Source organism: Ralstonia sp. RL (genome assembly GCF_001683835.1).
Taxonomy (GTDB): domain Bacteria; phylum Pseudomonadota; class Gammaproteobacteria; order Burkholderiales; family Burkholderiaceae; genus Ralstonia; species Ralstonia mannitolilytica.
This window is the reverse complement of record NZ_LWRX01000167.1, coordinates 30,642-54,968: the sequence shown is the minus strand read 5'-3', so window position 1 is coordinate 54,968 and position 24,327 is coordinate 30,642. Positions and strand designations below refer to the sequence as shown.

The window sequence follows — 24,327 nt, the reverse complement described above, 5'->3', positions numbered from 1 at the left end:
TCGTATAATCGACCGGTCTACCGCGAACCGCGCCCAATGCCCTTCTTGCCCGAACCCCTGTTCCAGCACGGCCAGCCCGATCGCACGGCGATCCTGCTCGTCAATCTCGGCACGCCTGACGGCACTTCGCCGCGCGAGGTCGGCCGCTATCTGCGTCAGTTCCTGTCCGACCCCCGCGTTGTGGAAATTCCGCGCGCGGTGTGGTGGTTCATCCTCAACGGACTGATCGTGCCGCTGCGTTCGCGCACGTCGGCGCACAAATACGAAAGCATCTGGCTGCGCGAGGCCAACATGACGGGCTCGCCGCTGCTCGTCTACAGCGAGCGCCAGGCGCATGCGCTGCAGCAGCTGCTGAACGCGCAGGGCCACGATGTGGTGGTCGCCTGTGCGATGCGCTATGGCAATCCGTCGATTCCATCCGTCATGCAGGCGCTGCGCAAGCAGGGCGTGGAGCGCATCCTGGTGCTGCCGATGTACCCGCAGTATTCCGGCACCACCACGGCCACGGCGTTCGACGAGGTGTTTCGCGTGCTGGGCCAGATGCGCAATCAGCCTGAACTGCGGCTCGTGAAGCATTTCCATGATGACCCGGCCTACATCAACGCGCTGCACCAGCAGGTGGGCGCGTACTGGGCCCAGCACGGCGCACCGGATTTTGCCCGCGGCGACAAGCTGCTGCTGTCGTTCCATGGTGTGCCGCGACGGACCCTGGAACTGGGCGATCCGTATCACTGCGAGTGCCTGAAGACCGGCCGTTTGCTGGGCGAAGCGCTGGGCCTGCAGCCGGGGCAGTACCTCGTGACGTTCCAGTCGCGCTTTGGCCGCGCCGAGTGGCTGCAGCCGTATACCGCGCCCACGCTCGAAGAGCTTGGCCGCGTCGGCACCCATCGCGTCGATGTGTTCTGCCCAGGCTTTCCTGCAGACTGCCTCGAAACGCTGGAGGAGATCGCCATGGAAGGGCAGTCGACCTTCCGTGTCGCGGGTGGCAAGGAATTCCATTACATCCCGTGCCTCAACGACAACGAGGCGTGGATTGCCGGCATGGCCGACATTGCGCTGGCGCATCTGCAGGGCTGGCCGCTCAAGCTGACACATCCGCATGTGTTGGAAGCGAGCCGCACGCGCGCCCAGAGCAAGGGAGCCGCGGCATGAAGGTGAGCACCGACGCCGCAGACCGCGTGCGCATCGACAAGTGGCTCTGGGCGGCGCGTTTCTTCAAGACGCGCTCGCAGGCCACCGACGCCGTGGAGCGCGGCCGCGTGCACATCAATGACCAGCCGGTCCGCCCGTCCAGGGACGTCAAGATTGGCGACCACGTGCGGGTGCACGCGCATGAACAGCAGTGGGAAGTGCAGGTGCTGGCGCTGGCCGAAGTGCGCGGCCCCGCGTCCGTTGCGCAAACGCTCTACGCCGAGACCGACGCGAGCCGCCTCAAACGTGAAGCCGATGCCGACAGGCGCCGGCTGTATCGTGAGCCGGCCACGCAGATCGCCGGCCGCCCGACCAAGCGGGACCGGCGCCGCATCGACAAGCTCGGCGGGCAATAACGCATGCGGCGCGAGTGTGTGCTAACTTGACAGGCTCAGGGCGCGCGGCAACTGCTGCATCTGCGGCGGCTTGACGATGTAGTGCTTGAAGAACGCCTTGCCGCTGCCGTATTCCGTATAGCGCGGCGTTACGGCGCCAGACAGGCAGATGAACGTCGTGGCTGCGGTCAGGGTCAACAGCAGGAGCACGGTCAGGACAGGCAGTTTGTTATGCATGGTACGAACCCTCGTAGAAGCTCGCGCCCCCCAGTTTTTTCTTGCATCATAGGCAGCCGATTGTGGTGCCGCAATTGCCGTGCCGTTGCAGGCGGATGAAAGTTGTAACGCGGTATTTCGTGATGCACGGCGCACAGATGCCGGGCATCCTGCGCCCTTGAAAGGCGCCTCAAATGCCCCATATCGGGGAGAAATTGTTCGTAAAAATCCAGTGGATCCTGTCGCGGCACGTGCCGTGCGTCGGTCCCTCTATCCAGCGCTATGAAACACACTTCGGAAACCCCATCGCAACCGGACACGCAAGCCCAGCCGACCGACCCGGCCAGCCAGGCCGCCAACGCCTATTCGAGCCAGGCAGAGCGCGCGAGCGCCGAGGCCCAAGCCGTCGCCGGTGATGAAGCCGCGGTGGCCGAAGCCGTGGCGGACGTGGATGTCGCCGAACTGCGCCGTCAGCTGGAAGCCGCTGAAGAGAAAGCGCGCCAGAACTACGAAAACTGGGCTCGCGCCACCGCGGAGGGCGAGAACATCCGCCGCCGCGCGCAGGAAGACGTGGCCAAGGCGCACAAGTTCGCCATCGAAGGTTTTGCCGAGTACCTGCTGCCTGTGATGGACAGCCTGCAGGCTGCACTGGCCGACACGTCGGGCGACGCGGCCAAGCTGCGCGAAGGCGTCGAGCTCACGCTCAAGCAACTCTATGCGGCGTTCGAGAAAGGGCGCGTGACGGAACTGAACCCCGTGGGCGAAAAGTTCGACCCGCATCGTCACCAGGCCATCTCGATGGTGCCGGCCGAGCAGGAGCCCAACACCGTCGTGACAGTGCTGCAGCGCGGCTACACGCTGGCTGACCGCGTGCTGCGTCCGGCCCTCGTGACGGTGGCTGCGCCCAAGTAAGGCCAGGCGCCGCATGATCCAGAACACGTCCACTTCGCATGGCACCCGCGCCGCTACGCCGGTCGATACGACCGCGTTCGCGGCGTTCGGCATGCGCGAAGTGAATGGCGAGACCATCGATGCGGCCATCGCGGCGGCGGGCGACGACCTCGTGTGCGTGTTCTTCTGGGGCGTGGACTGCTTCAACTGCGAGATGGCCAAGAAGGCCATGCTCGCCCAGCCTGCAGCCGTGCGCGAACTCGGATTGCGCTGGCTGCACGCCGACGTCTATGCGCATCCGGAACTGGGCCAGCGCTTCGGCCTGCATGGCATTCCGGTATTCATGTTCTTCCACCGTGGCAAGAAGCTTGGCCGGGCGACCGGCTGGCACGGCCACGCGCAGTTTGCCGCTGCCGTTGCCAATGCGCGCAACAAGCTGGCAGGCAAGCCGATCGCCTGAGGCAGCGTGTCGACCATGATCACGCCGATGCCTATGCCGATGGCTGCGGCCTTCCTCGTTGCTTCGTCTTCCCGTGCCGCACGCCCCAAGCGCGTGCAGCTTACCCTGCCGCGCGCCGCCCAGGCGATGACCGCGGCCCTTGCCGCCGCCCGGCGGTCGTCATAGTGCCCTTGCGGCACGTTGCCGCCGGGCCACCCCACCGTTGTTCTGAGTCGAATCCCCGCCGGCGGGCGCGATGCCCGCCGGCCTCTATGCCGCTGCACGGTCCCGGAAAGCCCGTCGGCAGCGGCTCTGCCTAACGTTGACCCTTGACCCGCAGGAGATCGCCATGTCACGAACTGCCGCCATCTACTTGACCGAACTCGACCTTACCCGCCTCGAAAAGGCCGCCGGACGCGCCGGCAGCCATTCGTCGCTGGCCGATCTGGTGGATGACCTCATCACCCGCGCCAATGTCGTGCCGAGCGACAAGATCCCCGCCGACGTGGTGACGATGAATTCGGCCGTGCGCGTCGTCGATGACGCCGGCGTCGAGCAGGAGTGGACGCTCGTCTACCCGGAAGAGGCGAACGTGGCGTCGGCCAAACTGTCGGTGCTTTCGCCGATGGGCGCGGCGCTGCTGGGGGCGCGGGCGGGCAAGTCGGTCAAGTACACGGCGCCCAACGGCGCCCAGCGCACGCTGACCGTCAAGGCGGTCGTCTTCCAGCCCGAGGCAAGCGGTCAGCACACGCTGTGAGCCGCCTGCCGCGCGGTCAGCGCGAGAGGCTGTAGCCGATGCGCAGCTGAGATCCGAGCTTGTGGTTGTAATCGAGCAGGCTCTCGCCGTAGCCGGTGAAGTACTGGATGAACAGGTAGCCGGCCGTGCCGCTGAAGATGCGGCTCATGGGGTAGCTGAACTGCGCATCGACGCTGCCATAGCCCTTGCGCGTGCCCTTGCGCAGCGTGGCGGCCAGTTCCCAGCCGTTTGGCGCGCCGTACGACACGCGGAAATCGCCAAAACCGCGGTAATGCGCGATGTCCGTGTTGCCGGTGCGCGTGAGGTAGGCATACAGCTTCGGTTCGAACTTCCAGTGGTAGTCGGTCAGGTCGCCGAAGTGGAAGGTCGGACGCACGAATACGGTGTTGATGGCGCGTGAGGCGTCGCCGTCGCGGCCGTTCGATTCGTGTTCGATGCCGCCCGCGAAGGACAGCCGCGTGAGGGCGCCGCCGCGAATGCCGGTATCCGGCCGGTAGTAAAAGAGGCTGGGCCGGTAGTTGGTATCGCGGAACGGGGCCGACTCCTTGCCGAGGTCCCACAGCGAGAACTGCGTATAGCCGAAGTAAAGATTGTCGAGCAGCCCCGTCGAGGCCGGGTTCTCCGGCTCGAGGAGGCGGAACTTGAAGCTCAGCTGGAATTTGACGTTCAGCCCTTCGTGCGCACCGACCGCCGCGAACATCGGCTCGTGAAAGGTCAGGCGTGACGTTTCTTCCTGCGGCCGAGGCGTCTCTCCGATGCCGGCCACTGCCACCGGAGCGGCCGGTGTGGCGTTCGGATCGGTGGCCGGGGCGCTCGGATTGGTGCCCAGCGCGCCGCCCGGGCGCGTCGCCGCCGCGGCGGCATTGCGGACAGCACCCGCCGGTGCGCCCTCCGCGGCGATCTGCGGTGCGTCCGCCCCGCGCACGAGCGTGACGAGCACGGGCGCCGCGTCGAGGTCGGGCGCATCGAGGCGGACCGTGCCGCGCAACACCTCCGGCAGCGTCCCCGAGTAGGCAACGGTGCGGACCTGGCCCGGCCGCAGGTGCAGCGTCTCGGCGCCGCCACTGTGCCGGTTGAGCGTCACTTCAACGAGGCCTTGCAGGTCCGCCGAAGCGGTGACGCGCAATGTGGCTGGAACGGCATAACTGCGCTGGTTGGCATCGCCGGAAATGACGAGCGTGAGCGTGAACGGCTGGTTGGCATCGACGCGCCGCGAGGGCTGAAGCAGGGCGACGGCGGCGTTGGCGGGGGGCACGGCGCATGCGGCGAGCAGACTGGCGCCAAGGAACGATCGAAAGCGGGGCACAGGCATGGGCGCGGGGGCCAGCGGAGGATTCCGATGGCGGATGGCAATGGGCGCAAGGGTACCATCCCCGCCTGGCGCGCCGGCGCTGGCGCTGCGGAGGGTCCAAACGCGCGTTTTTGCCAGGCAGCGCACGTTTTCGGGTGCTTTCTCGAAAAAAACCGGCCAGAATGCTCAACTTTTCAAAAATCGGCCTTGAAAAGCCGGGCGGCACTCCCACATCCGACCCAAGTTTGTATTCAGTGCAGTCCTGACACCAGATTCGAGGAGTAACAACATGGGCAAAATCATCGGTATCGACCTGGGTACCACCAACAGCTGCGTGGCCATCATGGAGGGCAACACGCCCAAGGTGATCGAGAACGCGGAAGGCGCACGCACTACCCCGTCGATCATCGCGTACATGGAAGACGGCGAGATTCTGGTCGGCGCTCCGGCCAAGCGCCAGGCCGTCACCAACCCGAAGAACACCCTGTACGCCGTCAAGCGCCTGATCGGCCGCAAGTTCGAAGAGAAGGAAGTCCAGAAAGACATCGGGCTCATGCCGTACGCCATCACCAAGGCCGACAACGGCGACGCCTGGGTGGAAGTGCGCGGCCAGAAGCTGGCTCCGCCGCAAATCTCGGCCGAAGTGCTGCGCAAGATGAAGAAGACCGCCGAGGACTACCTGGGCGAGGAAGTGACCGAGGCCGTGATCACGGTGCCGGCGTACTTCAACGATTCGCAGCGCCAGGCGACCAAGGACGCCGGCCGCATCGCTGGCCTGGACGTCAAGCGCATCATCAACGAGCCGACCGCGGCTGCGCTGGCATTCGGCCTGGACAAGAACGAGAAGGGCGACCGCAAGATCGCCGTGTATGACCTCGGCGGCGGTACGTTCGACATCTCGATCATCGAGATTGCCGACGTGGACGGCGAGAAGCAGTTCGAAGTGCTGTCGACCAACGGCGATACGTTCCTGGGCGGTGAAGACTTCGACCAGCGCATCATCGATTACATCATCGGCGAGTTCAAGAAGGAGCAGGGCGTCGACCTGTCGAAGGACGTGCTCGCGCTGCAGCGCCTGAAGGAAGCTGCCGAAAAGGCCAAGATCGAGCTGTCGAGCTCGCAGCAGACCGAGATCAACCTGCCGTACATCACGGCCGATGCCTCCGGTCCGAAGCACTTGAACCTGAAGATCACGCGCGCCAAGCTCGAAGCGCTGGTCGAAGACCTGATCGCCCGCACCATCGAGCCGTGCCGTACCGCCATCAAGGATGCCGGCGTGAAGGTGTCGGACATCCACGACGTGATCCTGGTCGGCGGCATGACGCGCATGCCGAAGGTGCAGGAGAAGGTCAAGGAGTTCTTCGGCAAGGACCCGCGCAAGGACGTGAACCCGGATGAAGCGGTTGCCGTGGGCGCGGCAATCCAGGGCCAGGTGCTGGGCGGCGACCGCAAGGACGTGCTGCTGCTGGACGTGACGCCGCTGTCGCTGGGCATCGAAACGCTGGGTGGCGTGATGACCAAGATGATCGGCAAGAACACGACCATCCCGACGAAGTTCTCGCAGACCTTCTCGACCGCCGACGACAACCAGCCGGCCGTCACGATCAAGGTCTACCAGGGCGAGCGCGAGATGGCGTCCGGCAACAAGCTGCTGGGCGAGTTCAACCTCGAAGGCATCCCGCCGGCACCGCGCGGCACGCCGCAGATCGAGGTGACGTTCGATATCGACGCCAACGGCATCCTGCACGTGTCGGCCAAGGACAAGGCGACCGGCAAGGAAAACAAGATCACCATCAAGGCGAACTCGGGTCTGTCGGAAGAAGAGATCCAGCGCATGGTGAAGGACGCCGAAGCCAACGCCGAAGAAGACAAGAAGGCGCGCGAACTGGTCGACTCGCGCAACCAGGGTGAAGCGCTGGTGCATTCGACCCGCAAGGCGCTGGGTGAGTACGGCGACAAGCTGGAAGCTGGCGAGAAAGACAAGATCGAAGCCGCGATCAAGGAACTTGAAGAAGCCGTCAAGGGCAACGACAAGGCCGCGATCGATGCCAAGGTCGAAGCGCTGGCGACCGCGTCGCAAAAGCTCGGTGAGAAGGTCTACGCCGACATGCAGGCCAAGGGCGAAGCCGGCGGTGCGCAGCAGGCGGCCGGCGCCCAGCAGGCGCAAGGCGCGCCGCACGACGATAACGTCGTCGACGCCGAGTTCAAGGAAGTGAACGACAAGAAGTAACAGTGAACCGAATCGTCCGCCTGGCGGACGTGAGGGTACGCCGGGCAGTGGCCATCGGGTTGTGCGGGACGCACCTGGGGCCACGCTCGGCTTTTTTGCTATTCGATCAAGCAGCAATCAGGCGATTTTTTTAAGCCACCATGGCAAAACGTGATTACTACGAAGTGCTCGGGGTGGGCAAGAACGCGAGCGACGACGAAATCAAGAAGGCTTATCGCAAGCTCGCGATGAAGTACCACCCGGACCGCAATCCGGACAGCAAGGAAGCGGAAGAGAAGTTCAAGGAGGCCAAAGAGGCCTACGAGATGCTCTCCGACCCCGAAAAGAAGGCCGCTTACGACCAGTATGGCCACGCGGGCGTCGACCCGAACATGGCCGGCGGCTTCGGCGCAGGCGCGCAGGGCTTCGGCGGCTTTGCCGAGGCCTTCGGCGATATCTTTGGCGACATCTTCGGTCAGGCCCAGGGCGGCCGGCGCGGCGGCGGCCCGCAGATGTACCGCGGTGCCGATCTGCGCTACAGCATGGAGATCACGCTCGAGCAGGCCGCGCACGGCTATGACACGCAGATCCGCGTGCCGCATTGGGACGAGTGCGACCACTGCCACGGCAACGGCGCCGAGCCCGGCTCGAGCGTGGAGACCTGCCCGACCTGCCATGGCGTCGGCCAGGTGCGTGTGTCGCAGGGCTTCTTCACGATGCAGCAGACCTGCCCGAAGTGTCACGGCAGCGGCAAGTACATCCCGAAGCCGTGCAGCAAGTGCCACGGCCAGGGCAAGCTGAAGACGCAAAAGACGCTGGAAGTGAAGATTCCGGCCGGTATCGACGAAGGCATGCGCATCCGCTCGTCGGGCAACGGCGAGCCGGGCATCAATGGCGGCCCGCCCGGCGACCTCTATGTGGAAATCCACATCAAGCCGCACCCGGTGTTCGAGCGCGACGGCGACGACCTGCACTGCCAGATGCCGATCTCGTTTGCGACGGCGGCCATCGGTGGTGACATCGAAGTGCCGACGTTGGGCGGCCGTGCATCGTTCACGGTGCCGGAGGGCACGCAGGCCGGCAAGACGTTCCGCCTGCGCGGCAAGGGCATCAAGGGCGTGCGTTCGGGCTACGCCGGTGATCTCTATGTGCATATCAACATCGAGACGCCGGTCAAGCTGACGGAGCACCAGAAAGACCTGCTGCGCCAGTTCGACAAGTCCGTGCACGAAGGCGGCTCGCGGCACAGCCCGCAGGAGCAGTCGTGGATGGACAAGGTGAAGAACTTCTTCTCCTCGTAAACTCTGCAAAGCTACTGCGCGCCCCGATCTTGGTCCTGCGATGCTCGCCGTACCCATGTACGGCTGCGCTTCTTGAACCAACCTCGGGGCGCTCGCTACGCTTTTCAGAGCTTCCGAAAGCGTCAGATTATTGATAACCGAGGACGTCGTCATGCAGTTGCCAGAAGCCGGCGCGCCGTTCGCGCTGCTGGACGATGCCACCTCGGGCGGCGCGCCGTGCTCGCGCTGGTACACCGGTTATGCCGGCGAGTTCTTCCGGCCGGCGGGCATCCTGGATGGGCTGGACGATGACCTTCGTGCCGCCTGGCGCCAAGGCTTGCATGCCCTGATCGTTGCGCCGTACGAGTTTGGCGAGCCGCTGGTCGGTCTGCCGGCTTCCACTGAAATCTCTTCGTCCTTGCCCGGCCACGATGGCCGCCTGCGCGTGCTGCTGTTCCGTACGATGCAGGTGCTGTCGCCCGCAGAGGTCGACACGCTGTTCGGAGCTTGGCCTGAAGCGGCCGGGGCCGCCGGTCTGTTCGACTGTGCTGCCAGCGTTGATCACGCCACCTATACCAACGCCATCGCACGCATCCACGACTGGATCGCGGCGGGCGACACCTACGAAGTCAACTACACCTATCGCCTGCGCATGACGGCGTTCGGCGCGCCGGCCGCGCTGTACCGCCGTCTGCGGGCGCGCCAGCCGGTGCCATACGGCGCGTTCATCGGACTGCCGGAAGGCAGTGCGATCCTGTCGTGCTCGCCGGAGCTGTTCTTTTCGCACCACGCCGGCAAGCTCCTGGCACGGCCGATGAAGGGCACTGCGCCGGCCTCTGGCGACGTGGAGGTCGACGAAGCCCGCGCCATCGCGCTGGCCGCCGATGAAAAGAACCGCGCCGAGAACCTCATGATCGTCGACCTGCTGCGCAACGACCTCGGCCGGCTCGCACGTCCGGGTTCGGTGCGCGTGCCGGCACTGTTCGAAGTGACGCCTTTCGGCAGCGTGCTGCAGATGACGTCGACCGTGGAAGCAGAGATTCCGCCGGCCACGGGCCTGGCCGATTGCCTGCGCGCGCTGTTTCCGTGCGGCTCCATCACCGGCGCGCCCAAGCGGCGAACGATGGAGATCATCGACGCGCTGGAGCCGGACCCGCGTGGTCTGTACACCGGTGCCATCGGCTGGATCGATGCGCCTGCCAACGATCAGGCGATGGGCGACGCGTGCTTTTCCGTGGCGATCCGCACGCTGGTTCTCAGTGCCCCTGGCGCCGACGGCTTGCGCATGGGCGAGTTGGGCATCGGCTCGGGCATCGTGCACGACAGCGTGGCCGACGACGAGTACACGGAATGCCAATGGAAAGCGCGCTTCGTGACGGCGCTGGACGTGGGGCTCGCGCTGTTCGAGACCATGCGTGCCACCCGCGATGGCGTGCCGCTGCTGGCTCGGCACCTGGACCGGCTTGAGCGGTCTGCCGCCGCCTTCGGCTTTCCGTTCGTCCGGACGGCGGTGGCCGATGAGGTGGTGCGCGCGTGTGCAGCGCTGGAAGGCGAGGGCGCGTATCGCATGCGCCTGTCGCTGGGGCCGGATGGAGTTGCGGGCGTATCGGCTGCGCCTCTGCCGCCGCTGCATGCCACGTGGGATGCGCCGGTGCGCCTGGTCGTCGCCGCGCAAACGCGCGAAGCCACGCACGGCCTGCCCGGGCACAAGACCACGCTGCGCGCCGGCTACGATGCCGCCTGGCAGGCCGCCGAGCGCGAGGGGGCATTCGACGCCGTGTTCTTCAACGCGGACGGCACGCTGGCCGAAGGCGGGCGTTCCACGGTGCTGGTGAAGCTCGACGGCGCGTGGTGGACGCCGCCACTGTCCGCGGGTGTCCTGCCGGGCGTGATGCGCGCCGTGTTGCTCGAAGACGCAACGCCGTGGCTCGACGGGCCGCTGCGCGAACGCCTGCTCACGCGCGCCGACGTGGCCCGCGCCGAAGCCGTCGCCGTCTGCAATGCCCTACGCGGCGTGATGCCCGCGCATTTCGAGCCGCCCGTGGCCGTCGACGTGCTCTAGCTTCCAGCGCGCGACGCCGGGCAGGTTGATGAGCTCGCGGTCGTGGCAGACCATCAGCAGCGTGCGGCCCTCGGCGGCCAGTTCTTCGACCAGGGCGATGACCTGCTCGCGCGCAGCGCCATCGAGGTTCGAGGTCGGCTCATCGAGCAGCAGCACATCGGTGTGCAGCGCGCGGGCGCGGGCGAGCGCGAGCCGCTGCGTCTCCCCGCCGGACAGGCGCTCGGGGGGCACGTCCACCACGTGCTGGAGCCCAGCCCACTCGATGGCCTCGTCCACGCGTGCGGCGAGTTCCGTGCGCGCCACGCGGTGCGGGCCCGTGGTCAACCCATACGCGAGATTGGCCCGCACCGATGTGCGGAACAGATACGGATGCTGGTGCACGTAAGTCAGCCGCGCGCGCAATGCCGCCGGATACGGCGACAGCCGCTGCGGACCGCTGCCGAGATCGACGGTCGCGCCGTGGGCGGGAATGAGCCCGGCCAGCATGCGCAGCAGCGTGGTCTTGCCGACGCCGTTGGCACCGGTAATGACGATCGCATGCCCGGCCGACAACGCCAGCCGCGGAATCTCGAACAGCACGCGTGCGCCATGCCGGCAGCGCAGCTCTTCAAACACCATCGTCCGGCTCATGCCGCGCCCCCGCGATAGCTGCCGGCCCCTTGCAGCCATGCCAGCACGAGGTTGACGAGCAATGCCAGCGCGATGAGCACGATGCCCAGTGCAATGCCCTGGGCGAATTCGCCTTTGCTGGTCTCCAGCGCAATCGCCGTGGTCATGGTGCGCGTGACGCCCTCGATATTGCCGCCCACCATCAGTGCCGAGCCGACTTCAGCGATGACGCGGCCAAAGCCCGCCACCACCGCCGCCATCAGGCCGAATCGCAGCTCGCGAAAGACCGTCAGCAGCAGCCGCGCACGGCCGGCGCCGAGCACGCGCGCCGTTTCTGCCAGGCGGGGGTCGGCGCGTTCGAACGTGGTCAGGGCAAACGCGACGATGACGGGCAAGCCCAGCACGGCCTGCCCGAGAATCATCCCGCTCTGCGTGAACAGCAGCCCAAAGCCCCCCAGAGGCCCTTGCCGCGAGAGCAGCAGATACAGCAGCAGCCCGATCAGCACGGTCGGAAACGACAGCGACGCCTGCGCCAGCACCACCAGCGCGCGGCGCCCGACAAAGCGGTGCATGGCGATGGCGTAGGCCATGAGCAGGCCCGCCGGCGCAGCCAGCAGCAGCCCCGCGAGCGCGACCTTCAATGACGTCCATACGATCAGCCACAATGCCGCATCGCCGTTGGCGAGCAAGACAAAGGCGTCAGCGGTGGCCGACCAGATTTCCATGCGCAAGGGCGCTCAGGCGAACGTATGTTCGGGTCCGGGGAACGTGCCGTCCTTGACGGCCGCCACATACGCTGCGACTGCGCCGTCGATGGTCGTCTGCCCGTCCATAAAGTTGCGCACGAACCTGGGCCGGTGACCGGGAAACACGCCCAGCATGTCATGCATGACGAGCACCTGCCCGGAGCATTCGAGCCCGGCACCGATTCCGATGGTCGGAATGGCCAGCAGGCGCGTGACCTTGCCGGCCAGCGCGGCCGGAATGGCTTCCATCACGACGAGCTGGGCGCCCGCCTCCTGCACGGCCAGCGCGTCGGCCTTCAGCTGCGCGGCCGCTTCATCGCCACGGCCCTGCACCTTGAAGCCCCCGAACGCGTGCACCGATTGCGGCGTGAGGCCGATATGCGCACACACCGGAATGCTGCGCTCGACGAGGAACTTGATGGTCGGCGCCAGCCACACGCCGCCCTCCAGCTTGACCATCTGCGCGCCCGCCTGCATCAGGCGCACGGCGCTGTGGAAGGCCTGCTCCGGTGTGCCGTACGTGCCGAACGGCAGATCGGACACGAGCAGCGCCTTGGTTGTCCCGCGTGCAACGCATTCGGTGTGATACGCGATGTGTTCCAGCGTGACGGGCAGGGTGGTCTTCTGGCCCTGCACGACATTGCCAAGGGAATCGCCGACGAGCAGCACGTCGACGCCGTTGCGGTCCATCAGGGCGGCGAAGCTGGCGTCGTAGGCGGTGAGCATGGCGATGCGCTCGCCGGCGGCGCGCATGGCCTGCAGCGACGTCACCGTGACGGCCTTGCGGTTCGATTCCTGGAGGTAGCTCATGGACTGAGACTCGTTGGGGCATCGCGAGCGCCCACGCAGACCATGCGGTGCGTCGACTGACTAGCGCGTTGCCAGCTTGATGAATTCCTTGGGTCCGCGCATCGCGTCGATGCGGGCGAGCAAGGTGCGGAAATCGTCGTCGTTGCCCGCGGGGTCGAAGGCGGCGATGTCGACGATAAGCGTCGGTGCGGCATCGTAATACAGAAACAGCTCGCCGTATGCGGCGCAGATGCGCTGCAGGTACTCGGCATCGATACCCGTTTCGTAAGGAACGGCGCGCTTGGCGATGCGCGGCAGCAGATCTTCGGCGCGCGTCTGCAGGCAGATGACGAGGTCGATGCGCTGCTGCGGCAGCGCCAGTGCATTGGCCATCGCGTCGTACAGCGCGAGTTCATCGGCGGGCAGCGTGAGCTGGGCGAAGAGGCGGTCGCGCGGCAGAAAGCTGTCGCCGACGATGCGCTCGCCGGCAAGCGTCGCCTTGTGCCAGGCCTTGAGCCGCTCGGCACGCTGCAGCAGGAAGCGCAGCTGCACCGGCAACGCATAGCGGGCCGGGTCTTCGTAGAAGCGGGGCAGGAAGGGGTTCTCGTTCGGCGTCTCGAACGATGTGCTTGCGCGCAGGTGATCGGCCAGGCGCTGGGCCAGCGCCGTCTTGCCGACGCCGATGGGCCCTTCAACAACGATGCGACGCAGGTGATCCAGGGCCATCGGCAGGTGTGTGAGGCGTGATGCGAGTGATCAGGCAGCGGGCTGCTTGGCGCGCATGCATTGGCACATCGTGGTTTTTTCGATGCGCTGGTCGGCCACGCCGGGCAGCAGGTCCGCCACCGCGCCGATGCCCGGAATCACGAGGTCCGGCGCCAGCTCATGCAGCGGCAGCAGCGTGAAGGCGCGCTGGCCAACGCGCGGGTGGGGCACGGTCAGCTCGGGCGACGTGAGGACGTGGTCGCCGTAGAGCAGCAGGTCCAGGTCGAGCGTGCGCGGCGCGTTGCGGAACGGGCGTTCGCGGCCGAACTGGTCTTCGATGTGGTGACAGATGCGCAGCAACTGGTCTGCCGTGAAAGGCGTCTCGATGCGCACGACGGCGTTGATGTAGTCGTCGCCGCTGGATTCGACCGGCGCGCTGCGATACAAGCTCGATTTGCCGGTCACGGTGATGCCGACCTGCTGCGCGAGGCAGACCACGGCGTCTTTCACTGCCTGGCGTGCGTCGCCCAGGTTGGCGCCGATGCCGATGTACGCCACTGTCTTCACGTTTCCTCCGAACTTCCCGGATTGACGTCACCGACTGTATCCGATTTCGCCGGACCACGCCGGCGGCGACGGCGCTTGCCGGAACCCGCCGTGCTGGTGCTTGCGGCGGTGCTCGGCGCCTGCTTGGCTTGCGCCATGAGCGCTTCGCGGGTTTCGCCGTCACCGCTCTGGAAGGCGGTCCACCAGTCGGCCAGTTCCTGCGGCAATTCGCCCGAGGCGCAGCGCAGGACGAGGAAGTCGTACCCGGCGCGAAAGCGCGGCGATTCCAGCAGGCGATACGGCATGCGGCCCGAGCGTTTCTCGAAGCGCGGCTGCATGCTCCAGATTTCCTTCATGTCGGCGGTGAAGCGGCGCTGGATGGCGAGCTGCTCGGTCTGGCGGTCAAGCACTTCGTCCATGGCGGTGTGCAGCGCGGGGATGAGCGGCTCGCCGGCCGCGCGGCGGCGGTTCCAGTGCTCCACCACGTGGTGCCACAGCAGCGAGGCGAACAGGAAGCCCGGCGAGACCGGCTTGCCGGCCTTGACGCGGTCGTCCGTGTTGTCGAGCGCCAGCTGCACGAAGCGCTGGCCCATCGGCTGCTCGAGCGCGACATCCAGCAGCGGCAGCAGGCCGCGGTGCAGACCGGCCTTGCGCAGCTCCTGCAGCGATGCCCACGCGTGACCGGACATCAGCAGCTTCAGCATCTCGTCGAACAGGCGGGCGGCCGGCACGTTGTGGATCAGCGGGCCGAGCTCCGCGATCGGCGCGCGCGTGGCGGGGTCGATGTCGAAGCCCGTCTTGGCCGCAAAGCGCACCACGCGCAGCATGCGCACCGGGTCTTCGCGGTAGCGCGTGTGCGGGTCGCCGATCATGCGCAGCGTGCGGGCGCGCATGTCTTCCATGCCGTGGTGGTAGTCGTGCACCGTCTCGTTGGACGGGTCGTAGTACATCGCGTTGACGGTGAAGTCGCGGCGCGTGGCGTCTTCGGCCTGGGTGCCCCAGACGTTGTCGCGCAGCACGCGGCCGCTGGCGTCGACGGCATGCGTGTGGTGGTCGAGCTCGGTGCGCTTGACGCGCTTGCCGGCGGGCACCTGCTCCGCGTCGACCGCGTCGACGAGTGCACGGAACGTCGACACCTCGATGATTTCCTGGTCGCGTCCGCCGTAGAACGTCACGTGCACGATCTGGAAGCGCCGGCCGATGATGCGCGAGCGGCGGAACAGCGCCTGCACCTGCTCCGGCGTGGCGTTGGTGGCAACGTCAAAGTCCTTTGGCTTGATGCCGAGCAGCAGATCGCGCACCGCGCCGCCGACGATGAAGGCGGCGTAGCCGGCTTCCTGCAGCGTGGACGTGACCTTGACGGCGTTGCGCGAGAGCAGCTTCGGGTCGATGCCGTGCTCTTCGACGCTCCACACGCGCGCCTGGCGCGGCACGCCGCCGGCGGCCTTGCTGCGCGTCTTGGGCGTCTTGGGCGTGCGGGTCTTTCTGCCAGCCGGGATGCCGGGATCGGCCGCCGGGGCGGGTTCTGCGGCGGTCTTGCCGAGCAGACGATTGATGAGTTTCTTGATCACGCCGCGCCTGCTCAGAAGAGATCCATGATGCGCCAGTTGCGCGCGGCTGCGAGGTGGCGCAGCGTGTCGTCCGGGTTGGTGGCGACGGGGTCGGTCACCTCTTCGAGCAACGGCACGTCGTTGGCCGAGTCGCTGTAGAAGGTGCTGCGCTCGAAGTCGCTCCAGCCGCGGCCCATGTTGGCGAGCCATTCGTGCACGCGGGCGACCTTGCCTTCACGGAAGCTCGGCGTGCCGGACACATCGCCGGTGAAGGGGCCGTCGGGCGTGCCGTCGGCGGTGGCCGGCTCGGTGGCGATCAGGTGCTCGATGCCGAAGGCCTTGGCGATCGGCCGCGTGACGAAGCTGTTGGTGGCGGTGACCACGCAGCACAGATCGCCGGCTTCGAGATGCTTGTAGACGAGCGCCTGGGCCTGCGGCGTGATCTTCGGAACGATGACCTCGCGCATGAATTCGGCGTGCCATTCGGCCAGCGTGTCCCGCGGATGCGCGGCCAGCGGCGCCAGGGCAAAGCGCAGGAAAGCGTGGATATCCAGCGTGCCGGCCTTGTAGTCGGCATAGAACTGATCGTTCTTGCGCTGGTATTCGGCTTCATCCACCACGCCGCGGCGGATGAGGAAACGCCCCCACTCGTGGTCGCTGTCGGTGGGGATCAGGGTGTGATCGAGGTCAAAGAGGGCCAGATTCATGGGGCGCGATTTTACCCGAAGGTGTGGCATCCAATCGCAGTCGCCCCTGGGCGGCGGCCTGCGCCCACTTCTCACTTCATCAGGGCGAGCATCTCCCGCACGAGCGGCAGGGTGACTGCGCGCTTGCGTGCGAGCGAATAGGTGTCCAGCGCGTCGAGCAGCGCCATCAGGCTCGGCATGTCGCGGTAGGAGTGCGTGACGAGCCACTGCGGCACGTCGGCCGAGAGCTGCATGCCGCGTTCGCGGGCGGCCTGGCGCAGGGCTTCGATCTTGTCGGCGTCGGACAGCGGGCGCAGCCAATAGACGAGTCCCCAGCCGAGCCGGGTGCGCAGATCTTCACGCAGCGGCATCGACATCGGCGCGGCCGCCCCGGCGATGAGCAGCGCCGCATGCGGATGCGCGCGCACTTCGTTGACGAGGTTGAAGACGGCGATCTGCGCCCATTCGTCGAGGCGTTCGGCGTCGTCGATGGTCCAGAGCGTGATCGCGGGGTCGAATTCGAACGCTTCGGCCGGGGCGTCCGGCTCCAGGGTGCGGATCTCGAAGCCGCCGGCCTCGGCCTGCGCGCACACGGCGTGCAGCAGGTGGCTGCGGCCGCTGCCCGGTTCGCCCCACAGGTAGACCAGCCGGTCGGTGGCCGTGCCGTCCACCACCTGCGGGATCAGCGCGCGCAGGCGCAGCACCGCCTCTTCGTTGCCGGTGGCGACGAAGTTGTCGAAGGTCGGGGCGGGTGTCGCACCGAGTTCGAGCGGGAGCTGTTCAGGTGTGGCCATGAAACGTCGGGAGGATCGCCGTGGTTCTCGGTTGCGCGCGCGTTCAGTCCTGATAGAGCCGGCTGTCGAGATACAGCTGCCGGATCTGCCGCAAACCGACCAGCAGCACCGCGCTGATCGGCAGGGCGAGGAGGATACCGAAAAATCCGAACAATTGGCCAAAAGCCAGCAAGGCCAGGATGACCGCCAGCGGGTGCAGGCCAATGCGCTCCCCCACGAGGCGGGGCGTCAGGTAGAAGCTTTCGAGGAACTGGCCGATGCCGTACACCACGGCCACCGCCAGCAGGCCGTACAGGTTGCCGAACTGCAGCAACGCCGCCAGGATGGCCAGCGACAGCCCCACGCCGAAGCCGATGTACGGAATGAACACCGCCAGCCCCGTAAAGATGCCGACCGGCAGCGCCACGTCAAAGCCGGCCAGCGCGAGACCGGCGGAGTAATACACCGCCAGCACCAGCATCACGATGATCTGCCCGCGCAGGTATTGCGACAGCAGCCCGTCCGTTTCCGCGGCCAACTCGCGCGTTTTTGGCAGCCACCGCCGCGGCACCGCGGTTTCGATGCGCCGCATGAGCATGTTCCAGTCCATCAGCAGGTAGAACATCACGATCGGTACCAGAAAGGCGATGCCAAGCAGCTGGATCGCCGCTGAGCCCGACACGCGCAGGTAGTTCAGCGCCCGGGCCATGACATCGTCGGGGCTGGCGGCGAGCTGCTCGGTCAGCAGCTTGCGCAGGCCCGGAAAATCAAAGCTCACATGCAGGCCCATCTCCGCCAGGCGCGGTGACAGCGCCGCGTTGAGCCTGGCCAGCATGCCGGGCAATTGCTCGCGGATGGCCGGAACCTCCCGCTGCAGCACGGCCAGGATCAGCAGCATCAGCGCCACGCCGACCACGGCCAGCACGAGGATCATCAGGAACACGCCGAGCACGCGCGGCACGCGATGGCGCTGCAGCCATTCGACGCCCGGGTGCAGGATGTACGACAGGATGAAGGCGAACACGAACGGCGTGAGCGTGGGCGCCAGCAGCTTGAGCAGGGCCAGGAAGACGATCGCCACGGCGATCCAGGCGAGCGTGCGCTTGGTTTCCTGCGACAGCACGGGGGCGTTCATGAGCGGGCGACGATTCCGAAGGCGGGTCAGGGAGTCGGAAAAGCGGCCATCGGGGTGCCCGCATCCGGTAAAATCGCGATTTTACTGGACCGGCGGGTCCGATTTTTGTGACTTCCCGCCGCCGTCTCGCTTTCTTTCCCGGTTTTTTCAATTCAGACGACTGTATGAGCGCTTCCGAAACCCCATCCGCATCGACCGGCCTGTCTTACCGCGACGCGGGCGTCGACATCGAGGCGGGTGACGCCCTGGTCGACCGCATCAAGCCGTTTGCCAAGCGCACCATGCGCGAAGGCGTGCTGGGCGGCATCGGCGGCTTCGGCGCGCTGTTCGAGCTGTCCAAGAAGTACCAGGAGCCGGTGCTGGTCTCGGGGACCGACGGCGTGGGCACCAAGCTCAAGCTGGCCTTTGCACTGAACCGCCACGACACCGTCGGCCAGGATCTGGTCGCCATGAGCGTGAACGACATCCTCGTGCAGGGCGCCGAGCCGCTGTTCTTCCTCGACTACTTCGCCTGCGGCAAGCTCGACGTCGACACCGCCGCCACCGTGGTCAAGGGCATTGCCCAGGGCTGCGAACTGGCCGGCTGCGCCCTGATCGGCGGCGAAACGGCTGAAATGCCGAGCATGTACCCGGACGGCGAATACGACCTGGCCGGCTTTGCCGTCGGCGCGGTCGAAAAGCGCAAGATCATCGACGGCACCACCATTGCCGAGGGCGATGTGGTGCTGGGTCTCGCCTCGTCGGGTGCGCATTCGAACGGCTACTCGCTGGTGCGCAAGATCATCGAGGTGGCGCGCCCGGACCTGAACGCCGATTTCCACGGCCAGCGCCTGCAGGACGCCATCATGGCGCCCACGCGCATCTACGTGAAGCCGCTGCTGTCGCTGATCGAGAAGCTGCCGGTCAAGGGCATGGCCCACATCACAGGTGGCGGCCTGACCGAAAACGTGCCGCGCGTGCTGCCGGAAAACACGACCGCCGTGCTGCACCGCGACGCCTGGACGCTGCCGCCGCTGTTCCAGTGGCTGCAGAAGGCCGGCAATGTGGCCGACGACGAAATGCACCGCGTCTTCAATTGCGGCATCGGCATGGTGGTGATCGTGTCGGCCGCGGATGCGCTGGCGGCCATTGCGCACCTGAAGGACGCCGGTGAGACGGTCTACCGGATCGGCGAAATCCGCGCGCGCCAGGCCGGCGAAGCACAGACGATCGTGGTCTGACGCACCGCCCGCCCTCCACAAAAGCCGCCGACGTGTTCGGCGGTTTTTTTATGCGTGTCGCCGGCCTCGGGGGCCTTGAGCTTTACGACTGCGCCTCGCGCTCCAGCAGCGCCAGCTTGCGTTCCACGCCCCAGCGGTAGCCCGACGCATTGCCATCGCGGCGGATGACGCGGTGGCACGGAATGGCCACGGCGATGTGGTTGGCTGCGCAGGCCTGCGCCACCGCCCGCACCGCCTTGGGGGCGCCGATGCGCGCGGCGATCTCGGTGTAGCTGGTGGTGCTGCCGGGCGGCACTTCGCGCAGCGCTTGCCACACGCGCTGCTGGAAGGCGGTGCCGCGGACGTCCAGCGGCAGGTCCAACCCGATGGATGGCACTTCGATCAGTCCCACGACCCTCGCGACGAGGTCTTCGAAGCCCGCGTCTCCGCCGATGAGTTCGGCCCTGGGGAACGTGTCCTGCAAGTCCCGTACGAGGGCGTCCGGGTCGTCGCCCATCAGGATCGCGCAGATGCCGCGGTCGCTCTGCGCCACCAGGATCGAGCCGAGCGAGCATTCGCCCACGGCAAAGCGGATCGTGGTCTGCGCGCCGCCGGCGCGATAGCGGCTGGGCGTCATGCCGAGCACGCTGTCCGACGCCTCGTAGAAACGGCTGCTGGCGTTGAAGCCCGCATCGTAGATGGCCTCGGTGACGGTGCTGCCGCGCTCCAGTTGCGCACGCAGCTTCCGGGCGCGATGCGCGTCGGCGTACGCCTTGGGTGTCAGGCCCGTCACGCTTTTGAACAGGCGGTGGAAGTGATACGGGCTCAGGTCAGCCTCTTCGGCCAGCATGTCGAGCGTCGGCGGTGTGTCGGCGGCTTCCATGCGGCGGCATGCACGGGCGACCAGCGCGGCCTGCTGGGCGCGTACCGTGGTCTGGTCGGGACCGGCGCGACGGCTTGGGCGGTAGCCGGCGGCCTCCGCTTCGGCGGGCGTGTCGAAGAACTCGACGTTCTCGGGCCGCGGCAGGCGCGACGGGCTGCTCGGCTGGCAGTACACGCCGGTGGTCTTCAGGCATAGACGAATTGCCCGTCGGCGGAAGGATCGCGCGCGAGCACGCGCGCCCAGCGCGGGTCGTGCTCGACAGAGGTGGCCGGTCTGGCTTGGACGGTGATTGGCATGGCGTCATCCGGTAGGACTGTGATGACTGTACTGTAGGTACGGGCGGCGGGCCGGGCACTCCGGGTCTTGCGGTCAAATTCGGAGCGATGCGTGGGTCACCCTAGGCCGCGGCCGGCACGCGCCATAAGTACCAGGTGGCGACGGTGCGATATGGGCTCCACGCATGGCCGATTTCGGTCATCTGCCCGCGCGTGGGCGTGGCATCGAGCCGCTTCAGGCGCCGGTAGCCGTCGCGCACGCCAAAATCGTCGGCGGGCAGGATGTCGGAGCGCTCCAAGGTGTAGATCAGCAGCATTTCTACCGTCCAGCGGCCCACGCCGCGCAGCGTGACGAGCCGTTCGATCAGCGCTTCGTCGTCCATGGCAAGCGCCTGCGCGCGCGTCGGAACGATGCCATCCAGCGCCGCTTGCGCGATGCCGCGGAGGGTCGCCAGCTTGGTCGCCGAAAAACCGCAGCCGCGCAGGGCGGCTTCGTCGGTGGCGAGCACCCGTTCCGGCGCCGGGAAGGCCGCGCCCGGGTACAGCGCGAGGAAGCGCCCGAGGATGGCGTCGCCCGCCTTGGCGTGCAATTGCTGGTAGGCGATGGCGCGCACCAGTGCCTCGTACGGCTCGCGAGCGGGTTTGGCCGCGTGCCGGCATGGCCCGATGGCGGCAATGTGGCGCGCCCAGTCGTCGTCGAGCGAGGACAGGAATTCGGCGGCCCGCCGATACGCAGCTTCCGAGAGGTCGTTTGCGATGCGCGTCATGTCAGCCCGCTTTGCGGAAGGTCAGGTTGATGCGCTGGCTGCCCAGCACCGCGTGCGGATGTTCCTTCAGTGGCGCGATGCCGTGATACCGCAGGCGGTCTGGTCCGCCCCAGACGGCCACGTCGCCGTGGAACAGCGGAATGCGCTGGGTTTTGTCTGCACGCCTGAGCCCGCCAAACAGGAACACGGCTGGCATGCCGAGCGACACCGACACGATGGGCGCGGCGTAGTCGTGTTCGTCCTTGTCCTGATGCAGCGACAGGCGTGCGCCCGGCACATAGCGGTTGATGAGGCAGGCGTCCGGTATGAAATCGGGGAAGCCCGCTTCGGCTGCCGCATGACCGGCAAGCCGCAGGAAGACGTCGGGCAGCGGTGGCCATGGCTCGCCGGTCAGAGGATCCTGCGTGGCGTAGCGATACCCGCGCCGGTCCGACGTCCAGCCCAGCGTGCCGCAGTTGGTGAGTGCGACCGACATCTCGAAGCCGCCCGGCGTGACCATATGGCGAAACGGCGCCCGCTGCGCAATGGCGTCGACGGCGGCCAGCAGCGCGGCAGCGTCGGCCAGCGCGAAGCCGCGCAGCACGAACGCCGCCTCGCCGAGCGCGATGCGTGCATCGTCTGCGGGTGCGTGATCGGCAAAGAGGTCGCCCGTGACCATGGCGGGGTCCATCACGTTGCGTCGTGGAAGATGATGCCCACAGTATGCCGCCGGCCCGAACGCAGGCGGCTCACCCCGTGGCGCATGTTGACGCGATAGGTGCCGCGCGTTCCCTGCCCGGGCCGGTGGTGCACGGCAAAGACCACCGCGTCGCCCCTGTGCAGCGGCACCACCTCGGGCCGCGACTGCATGCGCGGACGCTGCTCCGTCATGACGAATTCGCCGCCGGTGAAATCGACGCCCGGCTCGGACAGCAGGATGGCCACCTGCAATGGGAAGACGTGCTCACCGTAGAGATCCTGGTGCAGGCAGTTGTAGTCGCCGGGGCCGTATTGCAGGATCAGCGGCGTGGGGCGCAGCTGGCCGGCTTCGTGGCAGCGGCGCAGGAAATCGGCGTGCCTGGGTGGATAGCGCACGTCGATGCCCATGGCCGCGTTCCAGCGGTTGGCGATGGTGGCCAGCGGCGGATACAGGCCGGTGCGCAAGTCCGCAATCAGGTCCGGCAGCGGATAGGCGAAATACTGGTATTCGCCTCGCCCGAAGCCGTGGCGCTCCATCACCACGCGCGAGCGGTACAGGCGCTCTTGCGGGTACAGCGCGGCCAGCGCGTCGCAGGCGCCGTGCGTGAGCAGCGCTGGCAGCACGGCGCTGCCGACGTCGTTGAGGGCGTCTTCAACGGCGTGCCAGTCGATGCGTGCGAGGTTGGGATGGTGCTCCGCGCCGGTCTGCGCGTTGGCGGTGGAAGGCGGCATATCCGTTCTGTCTGCGAATCCGATATGCCAAGCGTACGCTTGTCGGAATGCGCCGCACTCCGGAGCTTGCGGTCAAATTCAGCGCGCCGCAGCCAGCGCCGGCGGCATGGGAATGGCTGCCAGCTTCGTCAGGGCATCGCCCGTGGTGCGGCAGATGCGCCACTCGGGCAGCACGTCGGCGCCCATGGCTTCGTAGAAGGCGATGGACGGGGCATTCCAGTCGAGCACGCTCCACTCGAAGCGGCCGCAATCGCGTTCCTGCGCCAGGCGGGCGAGGTGGATCAGCAGCGCCTTGCCGATGCCCAGGCCGCGATATTCCGGCTCGACGAACAGGTCCTCCAGATACAGCCCCGGCTTGCACAGGAACGTCGAGAAGTTGTGGAAGAACAGCGCAAAGCCCACGGCGCGGCCGTCGACTTCCGCCAACACCGCCTCACAGTACGGGCGCGGCCCGAAGAGCATCGTGGCCAGCGCCTCGGGCGTGGTCTGCACGAGGTGCGTGAGCTTCTCGTACTCGGCCAGCGCAGAGATCAGGCGGACGAGCGCGGCGCAGTCCTCCGGTGTGGCGGGGCGCAGCGTGAACGTGGTGGCGGTGTCAGTGGTCGTCATTGCGATTCCAGTGAGGTTTGGACCAGGCGCGCGACCTGGTCGACGTAATCGGGGGCAAGGCAATCCACCACGTGCCGCTCCGGTGTGCTGCGCAGCCACGTGATCTGGCGCTTGCAGAGCTGGCGCGTGGCGGCAATGCCCTGTTCGCGCAGGCCGGTCATGTCGATCTCGCCGTCGAGATACGCCCATGCCTGGCGATAACCCACGCAGCGGATGGACGGCAGTGCGGGCGACAGGTCGCCGCGTTTGCGCAGAGCCTCTACCTCGTCGAGCAGACCGGCCGCCAGCATCGCGTCGAAGCGTTGCGCGATGCGCGCATGCAGCACGAGGCGGTCTGACGGCTCCAGCGCAATCGTCAGGTACGGCGCCGCGGCATCGTGCTGCCGGAATGCGTTCGCGCCCACTTCACGCGCGAGCAACGCAGACATCGGTCGGCCGGTCAGCCGGTACAGCTCAAGCGCGCGCTGGATGCGCTGCGCGTCGGTCGCGTGCAGCCGCGCGGCGGTGATCGGGTCGACCAACGCCAGCTTGGCATGCAATGCCGGCCAGCCTTGGCGTGCGGCTTCGGCGTCGATCTCCGCGCGGATCGCCGGATTGGCGCCGGGCAAATCCGAGAGGCCCTGCGTGAGCGCCTTGTAGTACAGCATCGTGCCGCCAACGATCAGCGGCAGCCGGCCGCGCGCCCGGATGGCGTCGATCAGGACGTTCGCATCGTTGGCAAACTGCGCGGCCGAATAGGCATCGCGCGGATCGATGATGTCGATCAGGTGATGTGGCGCGACGGCCTGTTCTTCGGCGCTGGGCTTGGCGGTGCCGATGTCCATGCCGCGATACACCAGCGCCGAATCCATGCTGATGATCTCGACCGGCCAGCGTTCGGCCAGCTTCAGCGCGGCGGCGGTCTTGCCCGACGCCGTCGGGCCCAGCAGGCAGACGGCGCGTGGCGCGGTTGCAGATGAGGCGGTCATCGCGAG

At 67.0% G+C, this 24,327-nt stretch carries 25 protein-coding genes and 1 pseudogene; 9 read left to right on the top strand and 17 right to left on the bottom strand.

The window, feature by feature from the left end; all coding sequences use genetic code 11:
* The first annotated feature begins 36 nt into the window (after nt 1-36).
* Together hemH and A6M56_RS15835 are read left to right on the top strand one after the other, a co-directional pair.
* A complete protein-coding gene (hemH, locus tag A6M56_RS15840) occupies nt 37-1,152 on the top strand; it encodes a ferrochelatase (RefSeq protein WP_045787619.1) in 1,116 nt (371 codons plus the stop codon).
* A complete protein-coding gene (locus tag A6M56_RS15835; protein WP_045787618.1) occupies nt 1,149-1,547 on the top strand; it encodes an RNA-binding S4 domain-containing protein in 399 nt (132 codons plus the stop codon). Before hemH ends, A6M56_RS15835 begins: the two co-directional genes overlap by 4 nt.
* Before the next feature lie 21 nt (nt 1,548-1,568).
* Here the strand turns inward: A6M56_RS15835 and A6M56_RS15830 are convergent, their stop codons facing one another.
* Nucleotides 1,569-1,763 (bottom strand): hypothetical protein, encoded by a 195-nt coding sequence (locus A6M56_RS15830; protein ID WP_045787617.1) that lies wholly within the window; start codon nt 1,761-1,763, stop codon nt 1,569-1,571.
* A 261-nt stretch (nt 1,764-2,024) separates the two neighbouring features.
* Between A6M56_RS15830 and grpE the strand changes: the two genes are divergently transcribed.
* The 3 genes from grpE to rnk all read left to right on the top strand — a co-directional run bounded on the left by grpE (nt 2,025) and on the right by rnk (nt 3,829).
* On the top strand, nt 2,025-2,654 hold the full coding sequence (gene grpE / locus A6M56_RS15825) for a nucleotide exchange factor GrpE (protein ID WP_062737915.1): 630 nt from the start codon (nt 2,025-2,027) through the stop codon (nt 2,652-2,654).
* 13 nt (nt 2,655-2,667) lie between these two features.
* Nucleotides 2,668-3,093 (top strand): thioredoxin family protein, encoded by a 426-nt coding sequence (locus A6M56_RS15820; protein ID WP_062737914.1) that lies wholly within the window; start codon nt 2,668-2,670, stop codon nt 3,091-3,093.
* 328 nt (nt 3,094-3,421) lie between these two features.
* The gene (rnk, locus tag A6M56_RS15815) at nt 3,422-3,829 is read left to right on the top strand and encodes a nucleoside diphosphate kinase regulator (protein ID WP_045787614.1); all 408 of its coding nucleotides are present in this window, start codon (nt 3,422-3,424) and stop codon (nt 3,827-3,829) included.
* A gap of 16 nt (nt 3,830-3,845) precedes the next feature.
* On the opposite strand, the gene A6M56_RS15810 is transcribed toward rnk, so the two are convergent.
* Nucleotides 3,846-5,141, bottom strand: a complete 1,296-nt coding sequence (locus A6M56_RS15810; RefSeq protein WP_102080086.1) for a phospholipase A — start codon at nt 5,139-5,141, stop codon at nt 3,846-3,848.
* Nucleotides 5,142-5,409: 268 nt separating this feature from the next.
* Here A6M56_RS15810 and dnaK point away from each other — a divergent pair, with 268 nt between their 5' ends.
* The 3 genes from dnaK to A6M56_RS15795 all read left to right on the top strand — a co-directional run bounded on the left by dnaK (nt 5,410) and on the right by A6M56_RS15795 (nt 10,671).
* Entirely contained in the window at nt 5,410-7,350 is a 1,941-nt protein-coding gene (gene dnaK, locus A6M56_RS15805) for a molecular chaperone DnaK (protein WP_045787612.1), read from the top strand.
* Nucleotides 7,351-7,490: 140 nt separating this feature from the next.
* Nucleotides 7,491-8,630 carry a molecular chaperone DnaJ gene (dnaJ, locus tag A6M56_RS15800; protein WP_045787611.1) on the top strand — a complete coding sequence of 380 codons (1,140 nt, stop codon included), beginning with the start codon at nt 7,491-7,493 and terminating at the stop codon, nt 8,628-8,630.
* A 151-nt stretch (nt 8,631-8,781) separates the two neighbouring features.
* Nucleotides 8,782-10,671 carry a bifunctional chorismate-binding protein/class IV aminotransferase gene (locus tag A6M56_RS15795; RefSeq protein WP_104610481.1) on the top strand — a complete coding sequence of 630 codons (1,890 nt, stop codon included), beginning with the start codon at nt 8,782-8,784 and terminating at the stop codon, nt 10,669-10,671.
* Here A6M56_RS15795 and A6M56_RS15790 read toward each other — a convergent pair.
* The 9 genes from A6M56_RS15790 to A6M56_RS15750 form a co-directional block, all read right to left on the bottom strand.
* Nucleotides 10,615-11,301 (bottom strand): ABC transporter ATP-binding protein, encoded by a 687-nt coding sequence (locus A6M56_RS15790; protein ID WP_102080083.1) that lies wholly within the window; start codon nt 11,299-11,301, stop codon nt 10,615-10,617. The genes A6M56_RS15795 and A6M56_RS15790 overlap by 57 nt on opposite strands.
* Nucleotides 11,298-12,005: an ABC transporter permease gene (locus A6M56_RS15785; protein WP_102080082.1), complete on the bottom strand. Its 708-nt coding sequence runs from the start codon at nt 12,003-12,005 to the stop codon at nt 11,298-11,300. The genes A6M56_RS15790 and A6M56_RS15785 overlap by 4 nt, the downstream gene beginning before the upstream one ends.
* Before the next feature lie 12 nt (nt 12,006-12,017).
* Nucleotides 12,018-12,836 carry a 3-methyl-2-oxobutanoate hydroxymethyltransferase gene (gene panB, locus A6M56_RS15780; protein ID WP_102080081.1) on the bottom strand — a complete coding sequence of 273 codons (819 nt, stop codon included), beginning with the start codon at nt 12,834-12,836 and terminating at the stop codon, nt 12,018-12,020.
* A 60-nt stretch (nt 12,837-12,896) separates the two neighbouring features.
* Nucleotides 12,897-13,541 (bottom strand): deoxynucleoside kinase, encoded by a 645-nt coding sequence (locus A6M56_RS15775; RefSeq protein WP_045787606.1) that lies wholly within the window; start codon nt 13,539-13,541, stop codon nt 12,897-12,899.
* 30 nt (nt 13,542-13,571) lie between these two features.
* On the bottom strand, nt 13,572-14,087 hold the full coding sequence (folK, locus tag A6M56_RS15770) for a 2-amino-4-hydroxy-6-hydroxymethyldihydropteridine diphosphokinase (protein WP_045787605.1): 516 nt from the start codon (nt 14,085-14,087) through the stop codon (nt 13,572-13,574).
* Nucleotides 14,084-15,637, bottom strand: a complete 1,554-nt coding sequence (pcnB, locus tag A6M56_RS15765) for a polynucleotide adenylyltransferase PcnB (protein WP_102080080.1) — start codon at nt 15,635-15,637, stop codon at nt 14,084-14,086. The genes folK and pcnB overlap by 4 nt, the downstream gene beginning before the upstream one ends.
* Nucleotides 15,638-15,648: 11 nt before the next feature.
* A complete protein-coding gene (locus tag A6M56_RS15760) occupies nt 15,649-16,323 on the bottom strand; it encodes a histidinol-phosphatase (RefSeq protein WP_045787603.1) in 675 nt (224 codons plus the stop codon).
* A gap of 71 nt (nt 16,324-16,394) precedes the next feature.
* Nucleotides 16,395-17,096: a DnaA regulatory inactivator Hda gene (gene hda / locus A6M56_RS15755; RefSeq protein WP_045787602.1), complete on the bottom strand. Its 702-nt coding sequence runs from the start codon at nt 17,094-17,096 to the stop codon at nt 16,395-16,397.
* Nucleotides 17,097-17,139: 43 nt separating this feature from the next.
* Nucleotides 17,140-18,210 (bottom strand): AI-2E family transporter, encoded by a 1,071-nt coding sequence (locus A6M56_RS15750; protein WP_045787601.1) that lies wholly within the window; start codon nt 18,208-18,210, stop codon nt 17,140-17,142.
* A 164-nt stretch (nt 18,211-18,374) separates the two neighbouring features.
* Between A6M56_RS15750 and purM the strand changes: the two genes are divergently transcribed.
* Nucleotides 18,375-19,430, top strand: a complete 1,056-nt coding sequence (purM, locus tag A6M56_RS15745) for a phosphoribosylformylglycinamidine cyclo-ligase (protein WP_045787600.1) — start codon at nt 18,375-18,377, stop codon at nt 19,428-19,430.
* A gap of 82 nt (nt 19,431-19,512) precedes the next feature.
* On the opposite strand, the pseudogene ada reads toward purM, so the two are convergent.
* The 6 genes and pseudogenes from ada to miaA form a co-directional block, all read right to left on the bottom strand.
* Nucleotides 19,513-20,588: pseudogene (gene ada, locus A6M56_RS15740) on the bottom strand (bifunctional DNA-binding transcriptional regulator/O6-methylguanine-DNA methyltransferase Ada).
* 101 nt (nt 20,589-20,689) lie between these two features.
* A complete protein-coding gene (locus A6M56_RS15735) occupies nt 20,690-21,334 on the bottom strand; it encodes a DNA-3-methyladenine glycosylase family protein (RefSeq protein ID WP_045787598.1) in 645 nt (214 codons plus the stop codon).
* A 1-nt stretch (nt 21,335) separates the two neighbouring features.
* A complete protein-coding gene (gene alkB, locus A6M56_RS15730) occupies nt 21,336-21,992 on the bottom strand; it encodes a DNA oxidative demethylase AlkB (protein WP_045787934.1) in 657 nt (218 codons plus the stop codon).
* An 11-nt stretch (nt 21,993-22,003) separates the two neighbouring features.
* A complete protein-coding gene (locus tag A6M56_RS15725) occupies nt 22,004-22,744 on the bottom strand; it encodes a 2OG-Fe(II) oxygenase (protein WP_102080079.1) in 741 nt (246 codons plus the stop codon).
* A 78-nt stretch (nt 22,745-22,822) separates the two neighbouring features.
* The gene (locus tag A6M56_RS15720; RefSeq protein ID WP_045787596.1) at nt 22,823-23,353 is read right to left on the bottom strand and encodes a GNAT family N-acetyltransferase; all 531 of its coding nucleotides are present in this window, start codon (nt 23,351-23,353) and stop codon (nt 22,823-22,825) included.
* On the bottom strand, nt 23,350-24,321 hold the full coding sequence (miaA, locus tag A6M56_RS15715; RefSeq protein ID WP_045787595.1) for a tRNA (adenosine(37)-N6)-dimethylallyltransferase MiaA: 972 nt from the start codon (nt 24,319-24,321) through the stop codon (nt 23,350-23,352). Before miaA ends, A6M56_RS15720 begins: the two co-directional genes overlap by 4 nt.
* Nucleotides 24,322-24,327 lie beyond the last annotated feature (6 nt).